General features: G+C 75.7%; 5 protein-coding genes, 1 tRNA gene and 1 pseudogene. 3 read left to right on the plus strand and 4 right to left on the minus strand.

Annotated elements, in window-relative coordinates:
* Positions 1–15 precede the first annotated feature (15 nt).
* Positions 16–87: transfer RNA gene (locus tag ACIQWA_RS23730), tRNA-Val, on the plus strand.
* A gap of 269 nt (positions 88–356) precedes the next feature.
* Here the strand turns inward: ACIQWA_RS23730 and ACIQWA_RS23735 are convergent.
* Positions 357–557, minus strand: a complete 201-nt coding sequence (locus ACIQWA_RS23735) for a hypothetical protein (RefSeq protein WP_360230161.1) — start codon at positions 555–557, stop codon at positions 357–359.
* Positions 558–963: 406 nt separating this feature from the next.
* Between ACIQWA_RS23735 and ACIQWA_RS23740 the strand changes: the two are divergent.
* Positions 964–2,307, plus strand: a pseudogene (locus ACIQWA_RS23740) (serine/threonine-protein kinase); the annotation flags it as partial.
* Positions 2,308–3,576: 1,269 nt separating this feature from the next.
* Here the strand turns inward: ACIQWA_RS23740 and ACIQWA_RS23745 are convergent.
* Entirely contained in the window at positions 3,577–4,383 is an 807-nt protein-coding gene (locus ACIQWA_RS23745; RefSeq protein WP_360230163.1) for an RNA methyltransferase, read from the minus strand.
* An 89-nt stretch (positions 4,384–4,472) separates the two neighbouring features.
* Between ACIQWA_RS23745 and ACIQWA_RS23750 the strand changes: the two genes are divergently transcribed.
* Positions 4,473–7,214 carry a SpoIIE family protein phosphatase gene (locus ACIQWA_RS23750; RefSeq protein WP_402485441.1) on the plus strand — a complete coding sequence of 914 codons (2,742 nt, stop codon included), beginning with the start codon at positions 4,473–4,475 and terminating at the stop codon, positions 7,212–7,214.
* Between the two features lie 54 nt (positions 7,215–7,268).
* Here ACIQWA_RS23750 and cobA read toward each other — a convergent pair whose 3' ends face one another.
* Together cobA and cobT are read right to left on the minus strand one after the other, a co-directional pair.
* Positions 7,269–8,516, minus strand: coding sequence for a uroporphyrinogen-III C-methyltransferase (gene cobA, locus ACIQWA_RS23755; protein ID WP_402485444.1), 1,248 nt, complete (start codon positions 8,514–8,516; stop codon positions 7,269–7,271).
* A gap of 136 nt (positions 8,517–8,652) precedes the next feature.
* Positions 8,653–12,669 (minus strand): nicotinate-nucleotide--dimethylbenzimidazole phosphoribosyltransferase, encoded by a 4,017-nt coding sequence (gene cobT, locus ACIQWA_RS23760; protein WP_402485446.1) that lies wholly within the window; start codon positions 12,667–12,669, stop codon positions 8,653–8,655.
* Positions 12,670–12,703 lie beyond the last annotated feature (34 nt).

The following is a 12,703-nucleotide window of genomic DNA, read 5'->3' on the forward strand; positions in this document are numbered from 1 at the left end:
CAACCGCCTCACCAGGCGCGATTAGCTCAGCGGGAGAGCACTACCTTGACACGGTAGGGGTCACTGGTTCAATCCCAGTATCGCGCACAGTAACGGCCGAGGCCGCGATCCGTCAGGGTCGCGGCCTCGGTCTTTTGTGTTTCAGGGGAAGCGGGCGGAGAAGAGCCGCGTACGGTCGCCCTCACCGACGTCCGTACGCGGCGTCTCCGCCTGCCGGGGTGCTCTGCGGACCGCTCTCGCCCGTCCGCGTGTCATCGCGGCCCGCGGCCTCCCCGGCGGCACTGCTCCCCGTCCCCAGGGGAACAGTGCCCGTTCTGGTGTTTTTCCTGATGGTCTTGCCGGCGGCGCCGTCTCCCTCAGCGGCCGATCAGATCGGCCAGGGCCTCGGCCTGGTTCGCCATCTGCTCCCACCCGCCGAACAGCATCACCAGCAGCACGGCGCACGGCAGGGCCATGGCCAGCGCGACGGCGGGGTGCCGGGTGGGTCGCTCGGCGGACTGGGGCTGGATGAAGGGCGGTCGACGCCGGCGGGTGGTTCCCGTCTGCTGCGATGCCATGGCCCTGCTCCTGATCCGGTCGAGTTGGCGCGGTGGACGGCTTACCTCGGGGGACGAGTTTCCCGTCCACCGCTGGACACAACGCTATTGGCCGGGGGGCCTTCCGGGCGTCATGCCGTCGTACTGTTCCTCGGGCATCCCGGAGGATGACGCTCAGACTCAAGGCGTACTACCGGAGGGGGAGGAAGGTCTCGCACGGTCCCCGGGGGAACCCTGAGGGGCAACCCCGAGAAACGATTCGGCACCCCTGTGACCTGCTGCTCAGCTCAAGATCGGACAATCGCACGGTGGCTCGAGGTGTTGCGTATCAGCACACCGCAGCGGGCAGTCCGTAAGCTGTGCCGGACAGGAACTGACGATGCCCCAACCGACGGGGCCTCACCCACAGGCTGACGGGGAACGAGACATGGCGATGATGCGGCTGAGGCGTGAGGACCCCCGCATCGTCGGGCCGTACCGCCTGCACCGGCGACTGGGAGCCGGCGGCATGGGCGTGGTCTACCTCGGCTCCGATCGCCGCGGCCAGCGCGTCGCGCTCAAGCTCATCCGCGCCGAACTCGCCGAGGACCAGGAGTTCCGCACCCGCTTCGCCCGCGAGATCGCCGCCGCCTCCAGGATCCGGGGCGGCTGCACCGCCCGGGTCGTCGGCTCCGACATCGAGGCCGACCGCCCCTGGCTGGCCACCGCCTACGTCCCCGGCCCCTCCCTCTACAAGCGGGTCGGGGACGAAGGACCGCTGAGCTGGCCCGAAGCCGCCCGGATCGGCGCCGCCCTGGCCGACGGGCTGGTCAAGGTGCACGAGGCCGGGGTCGTCCACCGCGACCTCAAGCCCTCCAACATCCTGCTCTCCCCGCGCGGCCCGCGGATCATCGACTTCGGCATCGCCTGGTCACGCGGCGCCAGCACTCTCACCCACGTCGGCACCGCCGTCGGCTCCCCCGGCTTCCTCGCCCCCGAACAGGTCCGCGGCGTCGCCGTCACCCCGGCCACCGACGTGTTCGCCTTCGGCGCCACCCTCGCGTACGCGCTCACCGGGGACACCCCGTTCGGCTCCGGGGCGTCCTCCGAAGTGATGCTCTACCGGGTCGTCCACGAGGAACCCGACCTGTCGGCCGTCCCCCCGCAGCTCGCCCCGCTCATCCGGGCCTGCCTCGCCAAGGAGCCCGCCGAGCGGCCCGGCGCGGCCGCGCTGCACGAGCGGCTCAGCGAACTGGCGGCCCGCGGCACGGCCGCCGCCGCCGGCGGACGCGGGGTCAGACGGGGGACGGCGGCCGCCGCACCCGCCGGTGCGACGGCGGCGCCGCAGGCCCCTCAGACCCCCCAGCAGGAGAACGGGCGGCAGGGCGTACCGGGCCCCGGGCGCTCACCCGAACCCGCGGCACCGGCCGCGCGGGCCCGGGCCGGCGCCGGCCGACCGGGTGGGCAGCCGCCCGCGGGCTCCGCGCGGCGCCCGCACGGCGGCCCGCTCCCCCGGCCCGAGGCCACGCCCGTCACCCGCCGGCTGCGGGACCGCTCGCAGACCCCGCCACCGGCCCGGCCCCGGCCCCGGGACCGGCAGCACACCCCCGCACCCGGCGGACGGCCCGGCACGGCGCGGCAGCGGTTGCTGCGGCAGCGGCTGGTCGTCTTCGTCACCGTGACGATCGGCGTCGCGCTGGCCATCGCGGCGGCGCAGGGTTGCGAGAACCGGAGCAACCAGGGGGCGCGACCGGTGGTCGGGCAGAGCGCGACGGGCGGTGGCGGCGGTAGCGCCGGTGGCGGCGAGCTGGCCGTGCCCGGGACTTCCGTGGACGTCGCGCCGCAGGCCTCGCCGACCCCGCTCCCGGCCGCCGCGCGCGGCACCGCGGACAGTGCGTTGGCGCCCGCGCAGGGGCCCGGGCCCGTGGTGGACTGGCCCAACCGCAGCTACCCCGACGGGGCGGGCGGGCCCGCCGTCACCTTGAAGGACGGCCGCTCGGTCGGCGGCGGGCCGCAGGTCGCGCTGAGCGCCGTCCTGCCCGCCCGGTACAAGGGTCAGCCGGCCGCGGTCGTGGTGCTACGGCGGGTGGAGGGCTCGGCGCCGGTCGACCTCGTCCAGCTCTACACCTTCGCCGGGGACTCCCCCGTGGCCACCACCTCCCGCACCTCCACCGCCGACCCGCAGGCCACCGCCACCTGGCGCCTGGACGGCAGCGCCGTCGTCCGCGAGGAGCGCGTGGCCGCCACCGGCGCGATCATCTCCACCCGCTACACCGCGCGGGCCGACGGCACCCTCGACGAGTCCTGGCCCGGTGCCGGCGCCTCCGGCGGCACCGGCCTCACCACCCCTCCCCCGGCCGCCGCCCCGGCCCCACCCACCGCCCCGACGGGCTGAGCTGGCTGGCAGGCACCAGAAGTCGGCCCGGCCGACTTCTGATGCCCGGTGGGGGTTGGCGGGTAGCCGGGGCGTTGGCGGTGGGCGAGCGCGAGAAGTCGAGCAGGGCCCCAGTGGTGAGGTAGCCGGCGCGGGGCTGGGCGGCGGGCGCCAAAAGTCAGGCTCGCCGACTTCTGGCGTCGGCCTGGGGCGCCGGACGGGCACCGGAGTTGACCGGGTGAAGGCTCCGGGGGCGCACAGGAAGTCGGCCCGGCCGACTTCTGGTGCCAGCCAGAGATGATGGCGGAGTCGCCGGGCGGGCGCCGGGGCCGGCTATGGATCGCACAGGAAGTCGGCCCGGCCGACTTCTGGTGCCGGTGGGGGTTGGTCGGCAGCCTGGGGCATCGGCGGTGGGCGAGCGCGAGAAGTCGAACAGGGCCCCGGCGGTGAGGTAGCCGGCGCGGGGCTGGGCGGCGGGCGCCAAAAGTCGGGCTCGCCGACTTCTGGCGTCGGCCGGAGGCGGCTGCCGGGGTGAAAGAGCTCCGGGGGCGCACAGGAAGTCGGCCCGGCCGACTTCTGGTGCCAGGCAGAGGTGGTGGCGGAGTCGCCGGGCGGGCGGCGGGGCCGGCTGTGGATCGCACAGGAAGTCGGGCGGGGCGACTTTTGGTGGTGGGGGCTCCGTGCGGGTCAGGGGGTGGTGACTGCGTAGAAGGCCACGGCGGCGGCGGCGCCGACGTTGAGGGAGTCGATGCCGTGGGCCATCGGGATGCGGACCGGGTGGTGGGCGGCGGCGATGGCCCGGGGGGTGAGGCCGTCGCCTTCGGCTCCGAGGAGGAGGGCGGTCCTGGGGAGGGTGTGGGGAGCGAGGGTGGCGAGGTCGACGGCGGTGTCGGCGGGGGTGAGGGCCAGCAGGGTGAAGCCGGCCTCGCGGACGGTGTCGAGGGCAGCCGGCCAGGGGTCGAGGCGGGCGTACGGAACCGCGAAGACGGCGCCCATGGAGACCTTGACCGCGCGGCGGTACAGCGGGTCGGCGCAGTCGGGTGAGAGCAGGACGGCGTCCATGCCGAGGGCGGCGGCGCTGCGGAAGATGGCGCCGAGGTTGGTGTGGTCGACCAGGCCTTCGAGGACGGCGACCCGGCGGGCCCCGGTGAGCAGGTCGGCGGCGTCCGGGAGGGGCTTGCGCTCCATCGAGGCGAGGGCGCCGCGGTGGACGTGGTAGCCGGTGACGGCTTCGGCCAGGCCGGGTTCGACGACGTGGACCGGGGCGTCGGCCTCGGCGATGACGTCGGCCATCACGTCGAGCCACTTGGCGGTCAGCAGCATCGACCGCATCCGGTAGCCGGCCGCGAGGGCGCGGCGGATGACCTTCTCCCCCTCGGCGATGAACAGGCCCTCGGCGGGTTCGCGGCGACGGCGCAGTTCGACGTCGGTCAGGCCGGTGTAGTCGGCGAGGCGCGGGTCGGCCGGGTCGGTGATGGTGCTGGGTTCGGACACCCTGTGATCTTGCCAAGCCGGGGCGGGGAAGGCCAAACGGCGGAGGTGACGGGGTGGTCGCGGGCTACTCGGAGTGCAAATATGACGGTATGGCCCGAAATCCGGGCCGATCCTGGGCTCCGTCGGCCTCTGGTGCCACCGGCGACGCCGGCTCCCCCGGTGGGCGCCCACACGGTCGGCTAGAGCTGCCGCACGCGAAGCGGTCGAGACCGGCCCGGCACTGGTCGGTGGCCGGGCAGGTGTTCGCGCTGCAGATCCTGATCGTGCTGCTGCTGGTGGCGGGGGCCGCGGTGGCACTGGTGGTGCAGTCGCACAACGACGCCGACCACGAGGCGAGCAACCGGTCGGTGGCGGTCGCCCAGGCCTTCGCCAACTCACCGGGCATGGTGGACGCGCTGCGTTCCCCCGATCCGACCGCGATCCTCCAGCCGAAGGCCCAGTCCGCGCGGATCTCCTCGGGCGTGGACTTCATCGTGGTGCTGAACAACCAGGGCATCCGCTACACCCACCCCAATCCGGCCCGGATCGGCCAGAAGTTCATCGGCACGTACCAGCCGGCGCTGCACGGCCAGGTGGTGACCCAGCACCTCACCGGCACGCTGGGGCCTCTGGTGCAGGCGGTCGTCCCGGTGTACGCGCCGGACGGTTCGGTGGTCGGGCTGGTCTCGGCGGGGGTCACCCTGAGCCACGTGTCCACCGCGAGCGAGCGCCAGCTACCGCTGGTGCTGGGCGCCGCGGCGGGCGCGATAGGGCTGGCCACCCTGGGGACGGCGCTGATCAGCCGGCGGCTGCGACGGCAGACGCACGGGCTGGGCCCGGTCGAGATGACCCGGATGTACGAGCACCACGCGGCGGTGCTGCACGCGGTGCGCGAGGGCGTGATGATCGTCGGCGGGGACGGGCGGCTGCTGCTCTGCAACGACGAGGCGCGTCGGCTGCTGGACCTGCCGCCGGACGCCGAGGGCCGTCCGGTGACCGAGCTGGGCCTGGAGCCCGCGCCGCTGGAGCTGCTGACCGCCGACCGGCCGGTGAGCGACGAGGTGGTGCTGGCCGGGGAGCGGCTGCTCGCGGTGAACGTACGGCTGACCGACCGGGACGGCGGCCCGCCCGGCTGCGTCGCCACGCTGCGCGACTCCACCGAGCTGATGGCGCTGACCGGCCGGGCCGAGGGCGCGCAGCGGCGGCTGCGGCTGCTGTACGACGCCGGGGTGACGGTGGGCAGTTCGCTGGACGTGACCCGGACCGCGGAGGAGCTGGCGCAGGTCGCGGTGCCGCGGTTCGCGGACTTCGTCACGGTGGACCTGGCCGAGCAGGTCCTGGCGGGCGAGGAGCCGCCGCGGGTCGGCTCGCTGGGCCGGATGCGCCGTACCGCGCTCGCCGGGATCAGGGACGACGCCCCGTTCCACCCGGTGGGGACGGTCCTGGAGGTGGTGCCGGCCACCCCGCTGGCCGCGGCGCTGGACAGCGGCACGCCCGGGCTGGAGCCGCGGCTGGCCGAGGCGCAGGGCTGGCGGGAGCAGGACCCGGAGCGCTCGGCGCGGGCGCTGGCGTACGGGGTGCACTCGCTGGTGCGGGTGCCGCTGCGGGCACGCGGGGTGCTGCTGGGGGTGGCCCGGTTCTGGCGGGCGGACCGCGCCGAGCCGTTCGAGCCGGAGGACCTGACGCTGGCCGAGGAGCTGGTGGCGCACGCGGCGGTGTGCATCGACAACGCCCGCCGGTACACCCGGGAGCACGCGATGGCGGTGACCCTGCAGCACAGCCTGCTGCCGCGGAGCCTGCCGGCGCAGAACGCGCTGGACGTGGCGCACCGCTACCTGCCGGCCCAGGCCGGGGTGGGCGGGGACTGGTTCGACGTGATCCCGCTGCCGGGCGCCCGGGTGGCGCTGGTGGTCGGCGACGTGGTCGGGCACGGGCTGCACGCGGCGGCGACGATGGGGCGGCTGCGCACGGCGATCCACAACTTCTCCACGCTGGACCTGCCGCCGGACGAGTTGCTGGGCCACCTGGACGAACTGGTGAACCGGATCGACCAGGAGGAGGCGGGCGGTTCCGGTAGCGCCGGCCTGACCGGGGCGACCTGCCTGTACGCGATCTACGACCCGGTGTCGCGGCGCTGCACGGTGGCCGCCGCCGGGCACCCGCCGCCGGCCGTGGTGGACCCCCAGGGCCGGGTGACGTATCCGGAGCTGCCGACCGGGCCGCCGCTGGGGCTGGCGGTACTGCCGTTCGAGACCGTCGAGCTGGAGCTGGCCGAGGGCAGCCGGCTGGTGCTGTACACGGACGGGCTGGTGGAGGACCGCGAGCGGGACATCGGCGAGGGCCTGGAGCTGCTGCGGACGACGCTGAGCGGGCCGCCGCGGACGCCCGAGCAGACCTGTGCGGACGTGCTCGGGGCGATGCTGCCGGCGAACCCGCAGGACGACATCGCGCTGCTGGTGGCGGAGACCAGGGTGCTGTCGCCGGACCGGGTCGCCCAGTGGGACGTGCCCGCCGACCCGGCGGCGGTGCGGGTGGTCCGGGCGCAGGTGGCCCGGCGGCTGGCGGACTGGGGGCTGGACGAGGCGGCGTTCGTCACCGAGCTGATCCTGAGCGAGCTGGTGACCAACGCGATCCGGTACGGCTCCGGGCCGATCCGGGTGCGGCTGCTCCTCGACCGCTCGCTGATCTGCGAGGTGTCGGACGGCAGCAGCACCTCGCCGCACCTGCGGTACGCGGCGACCGAGGACGAGGGCGGGCGCGGGCTGTTCCTGGTCGCGCAGTTCGCGGACCGCTGGGGGACGCGCTACACGGCGACCGGGAAGGTCATCTGGACGGAGCAGCCGTTGGAGTAGGAAGTCGGACCGGCCGACTTCCCACTCCGTGGGACTTCCCACTCCGTGGGCTTGCTAGCGCTGGAAGGCGGCGGCCAGGACGTTGACCACCTCGCCGACCACGATGACCGCCGGGGGCTTGACGCCCTCGGCCTCGACCACGGCGGCGACCGTGGCCAGGGTGGCGTCCACCCGGCGCTGGGCGGCGGTGGTGCCCTCCTGGACGATCGCGACCGGGGTGTCGGCCGGGCGGCCGTGCTCGACCAGCTTGGCGGCGATCGCGCCGATCTTGTCCACGGCCATCAGCAGCACCAGGGTGCCGGTCATCCCGGCGACGGCCGTCCAGTTGGTGACCGACCGGGGGTCGTCCGGGCCGACGTGGCCGGAGACCACGGTGAACTCCTGGGTCAGGCCGCGGTGGGTGACCGGGATGCCGGCCGACTCCGGGACGCTGATCGAGCTGGAGATGCCGGGCACCACGGTGACCGGGATGCCCGCCTCGGCGCAGGCCAGCAGCTCCTCGCCGCCGCGGCCGAAGACGTACGGGTCGCCGCCCTTGAGGCGGACCACGAACTTCCCGGCCTTGGCGTGGTCGATCAGCGCCTGGTTGATCGCCTCCTGGGCCATCTGGCGCCCGTAGGGGATCTTGGCGGCGTCGATCACCTCGACGTGCTCGGGCAGCTCGGCGAGCAGTTCGCGCGGGGCGAGGCGGTCGGCGACCACCACGTCGGCGTCGGCGAGCAGTCGGCGGCCGCGCACGGTGATCAGGTCCGGGTCGCCCGGGCCGCCGCCGACCAGGGCGACGCCGGCGCCGCGGGTGCGGTACGAGCGGGCGGCCAGCGAGCCGTCCCGCAGGCCGCCGACGACGGCGTCGCGCAGGGCGGCGGAGTGGCGCGGGTCGCCGGTGAGCACCGCGACGGTGGCGCCGCCGTCACGGCCGCTGGCCGGGGTCCAGGCGGAGGCGGCGGAGGCGTCGTCGCTGCGGGAGCAGAACACCCGCTCGCGCTCGGCCTCGGCGCTGACCGCCGTGTTGACCGCCGGGTCGTCGGTGGCCACCAGGACGTACCAGGCGCCGACCAGGTCGCCGTCCGCGTACGGGCGGGCGTGCCAGGTCAGCTCCCCCGCGTCGGCCATGGCCTGGACGGCCGGGGTGGTGGCCGGGGATATCAGGTGCAGGTCGGCGCCGGAGGCGATCAGCGCGGGCAGCCGCCGCTGCGCGACCTGCCCGCCGCCGACCACGACGACGCGACGGCCGGCCAGCAGCAGGCCCACCGGGTAGGGGGTCCGGCCCTCGGTGCTGGGGTGCGGGGTGGGCGCGCTCATCGGCGGTGCTCCTGATCGGGATGAGGGTGTGGGGCGGTACGGAGAGACGAGGGTGTGGGGCGGTGCGGAGATACGCCGCTCCGCGGGCCGGCGCGCCCTCGGGCCGGTCCGCGGAGCGGTGAGGTGAAGCGGCGCGTCAGGCCTTCTCGGTGACTCCGGCGGAGTCGAAGGTGGCTACATCGTGCATCGCGCGGGCCGCACTCTGCACCAGCGGCAGCGCCAGCAGGGCACCGGTGCCCTCGCCGAGCCGCAGGTCCAGGTCGATCAGCGGACGCAGACCGAGCTTCGCCAGCGCGGCCTGGTGGCCGGGCTCGGCGGAGCGGTGGCCGGCGATGCACGCGGCCAGCACCTCGGGGGCGATGGCCTTGGCGACCAGCGCGGCCGAACCGGCGATCACGCCGTCCAGCACCACCGGGGTGCGCAGCGAGGCGGCGCCCAGCAGGAAGCCGGCGATGGCCGCGTGCTCCAGGCCGCCGACCGCGGCGAGGACGCCGATCGGGTCGTTCGGGTCGGGCTGGTGGAGGGCCAGCGCGGCGCGGATGACCTCGATCTTGCGGGCGTGGGTCTCGTCGTCGATGCCGGTGCCGCGGCCGGTGACCTCGGCCGGGTCGAGGCCGGTGAACACCGAGATCAGGGCGGCCGAGGCGGTGGTGTTCGCGATGCCCATGTCGCCGGTGACCAGCGCCTTGTTGCCCGCCGCGACCAGGTCGCGGGCGGTCTCGATGCCGACCTCGATGGCCTGGAGGGCCTCCTCGCGGGTCATCGCCGGGCCCTGGGTCATGTCGTCGGTGCCGGGCTTGACCTTGCGCGGCAGCAGGCCGGTGGCCCGGCCCTGCTGGACGGCCTGCGGCAGCTCGGCGGCGACGCCGACGTCCACCACGCAGACCTCGGTGCCGATCTGCTTGGCGAAGGAGTTGATCACCGCTCCCCCGGCCAGGAAGTTGCCGACCATCTGGGCGGTCACCTCCTGCGGCCACGGGCTGACGCCCTGGGCGTGCACACCGTGGTCGCCCGCGAAGATCGCCACGCAGGCGGGCTCCGGGATCGGCGGCGGGCACTTGCGGGAGAGGCCGCACAGCTGGGCGGAGATGATCTCCAGCATGCCGAGCGAGCCGGCCGGCTTGGTCATCCGCTTCTGGCGGTCCCAGGCCTCGCCGAGCGCCTTGGCGTCCAGCGGGCGGATTCCGCGCAGGGTGTCGGCGAGCAGGTTCTGCGGCTCCTCGCCGGGCAGCGCGCGGTTGCCGTACTGCTCCTCGTGGACCACCCAGGCGAGCGGGCGCTTCTTGGCCCAGCCCTGCTGCTCCAGCTCCGGCTCGTCCGGGAACTCGTCGACGAAGCCGACGCACAGGTAGGCGACGACCTCCAGGTGCTCGGGCAGGCCGAGCTCGCGGACCAGCTCCTCGTCGTCGAAGAAGCTCACCCAGCCGACGCCCAGGCCCTCGGCGCGGGCGGCCAGCCAGAGGTTCTCCACGGCCAGCGCGGCCGAGTACGGGGCCATCTGCGGCTGGGTGTGCCGGCCCAGGGTGTGCCGGCCGCCGCGGGTGCGGTCGGCGGTGACCACGATGTTCACCGGGGTGTCGAGGATCGCCTCGATCTTGATCTCCCGGAACTGCTTGGCCCGGCCCTTGGGCAGCGAGTCCGCGTACGCCTCGCGCTGGCGCTCGGCCAGGGCGTGCATCTTCCGGCGGGTCTTGGCCGAGCGGATGACCACGAAGTCCCAGGGCTGGGAGTATCCGACGCTGGGCGCGGTGTGGGCCGCCTCCAGGACGCGGATCAGCACCTCGTGCGGGATCGGGTCGGGGCGGAAGCCGTTGCGGATGTCGCGGCGCTCGCGGATCACCTGGTGGACGGCGTCGCGGCCGGCCTCGTCGTAGCCGGGGGCGGCGGGGCCGCGGGGCTCGGCGGGTTCGGCGGGCTGCTCGGCCTCGGCGGCCGGGGCGTCGGTCGGCTCGGCGGCCGCCTCGGACTGCTGGTCGGCGGGCTGCTGGTCGGCGGACTGTTCGGGCTGCGGCTGCTCGGTGCCGACCGGGGCCTCGGGCTGCGGCTGCTCGGCGGCGGGGGCCTCCTCCTGGACGGCCTCCGCTCCGGCGGCGACGGCGACGGGCTCGGCCTGCGGCTGGTCGGCCCCGGGCTGCTCGGCCTGCTCGGGCTGCTCCGGCTGCGGCTGCTCCGCGGCCAGGGCCTCGGCGGGCTGCTCGACGACCTCGGCGGTCTCGGTGACCTCGGCGACCGGCTGTTCGGCGGCCTCGTCAGCCGGCTCGGTGGCGGGCTGCTGCTCGGCCCCGGGGGCGGCGGCCTCGACGGGCTGCGCGGCCTCCGCCTCGGCGGGCTGCTCTGCGGCAACCTGCTCGGCGGCCGGCTGCTCGGCCTGCTCCGGCTGCCCGGGGACCGGCTCGGCCGGGGTCTCCGCGACGGACTCGGCAGGGACGGCCTCCGGCTGCGGCTGCTGCTCCGGGTGCTGCGGCTGCTCGGCGACCGGCTCGGCACCGGCGGCCTCGGCGACGACGGCCTCGGCCTGGACGACGGCGGCCTCGGCCTGGACCGGCTCGGCGGCGGGCTCCTGCTCGGCGGCCTCGGCGACGACCTGCCCGGAGGGCATCTCGCCGGTGCCGGCCGCGGTCTCGGCCACCGGTTCCGCGACGACCGCCTGCGCGGCCTCGGCGGGCTGTCCGGCCTCCTGGACCACCTTGACGGCCTCGGACTGGACGGCGACGGCCTCGGCCTGGACCGCCTCGGCGGCCGCTATGGGGACGGCCTGCTCCTGGGCCGCCTCGACGGCCACCGGGGCCTGCTGGGCCGCCTCGACCTTGGGCAGGCCGTGCGGAGTCGGCGCGGCGAGGAAGGCGGAGATCCGGCGCGGCTGACCGGCCGGAGCGGCCGCCTCGGACGGCTCGACGGGCGCGGCGGCCTCGCCGGTACCCTCGACGCCTTCGACGGCCACGACCTCGACGGCGGCACCCTCGACCGCGGCGGTCGCCACGGCGGGGTTCTCCACGGCGGCGGTCTCCACGACGGGGGCGTCGACGACCACGGCCTCGACCGCGGGGCTCTCCACCACGACCGCCTCGGCGGCCGGCTGACCGACCGTCTCGGCCGCGACCGTCTCGACCTGCTCGACCGCCGCGCCCGGCTCGACCACGACGGCCGGGCCCTGCTGGGCGGCCTCGGCGGCCGGCTGGGCCGGCACGCCCTCGGCCAGCGGCACGCCCTCGGCCAGCGGCGCGGCCGGGACGGCGTCCGGGGTCCCGACGACCTCGATCACCTCGATGGCGCCGATCGCCTCGACCGCCATCAGGCCCTCGACCGGCGGCGAGCCCAGCGGCACCTGCTGGTAGCCCTGGGCCTGGGCGACCTGGTGAACCTCCGGCCCGCCCTCGACCGTGGAGGGAGCCGGCGGCACCGGCGCGGCGGGCGCCACCGGGGCTGCCTGCGGCACGACGCCCGGAACCGGCGCGACGGGCTCGCCCATCGGCGGCCGGCCGACGACCGGGATACCGTGCGCGGGCGTGCCGCCCTGCGACGGGCCGCGGTCGGCCAGCGAACGGACCGGCACCTGGCCGGTCATCAGCGAGGGGTCCGGGATCGGCGGGCCGGCGTGCAGCGGGCGGCGCGGCGGCTGAGCCTGCGTCATCGGCTGCTGCGGGTACGGCTGCGCCTGGGCGGCCTGCGACGGCGGCTGCTGGAACTGCTCGCCGCCGAGCACCGGCGGGTCGACCGGCGGCCAGGAGGGCTCGACCGGGGTGCCGTCCGGCTGCGCGAACGGGGCCTGCTCGGCTCCCCAGGAGCCCTGCGGGCCGGGCATCAGCAGGACGTCGTCCTCGTCGTCCAGCCCGTCCGGCTGGTCGACGAAGTGGAAGGACGGGCGCTGGGCGCCCTGGTCGACGGCCCAGCCGTCGCCCGGGGCGGTCGGGGCCGGCACGCCGGGGGTGGTGAAGTTCGGCTGGCCCTGGGGCGGGATCACGCCCGCGCCGGGGGGCATCGCGCCCGGCAGGCCGCCGAGCGGCGCCGCCGGGTTGGGGATCACGCCGCCGTCGGTCGCGACGCCCTGCAGAGGTGCAACGCCCGCGACGCCCTCCGGTGCGCCGAGCGGGTCGGGCCCGGCGTGCAGGTGCTCCGGCAGTCCCTCGCCCGGGACGTGGCCGCCATCGGTCATTGTCAAAGCTCCTTCCAGGCCGCTGCCGCGCCCC

This window comes from Kitasatospora sp. NPDC098652 (assembly GCF_044760155.1).
In the GTDB taxonomy this organism is placed as follows: Bacteria; Actinomycetota; Actinomycetes; order Streptomycetales; family Streptomycetaceae; genus Kitasatospora.

Coding starts and splice junctions, on each gene's coding strand:
- cobA (WP_402485444.1), bottom strand. CDS start 8,516: ATGAGCGCGCCCACCCCGCACCCCAGCACCGAGGGCCGGACCCCCTAC.
- cobT (WP_402485446.1), bottom strand. CDS start 12,669: ATGACCGATGGCGGCCACGTCCCGGGCGAGGGACTGCCGGAGCACCTG.
- ACIQWA_RS23750 (WP_402485441.1), top strand. CDS start 4,473: ATGGCCCGAAATCCGGGCCGATCCTGGGCTCCGTCGGCCTCTGGTGCC.
- ACIQWA_RS23735 (WP_360230161.1), bottom strand. CDS start 557: ATGGCATCGCAGCAGACGGGAACCACCCGCCGGCGTCGACCGCCCTTC.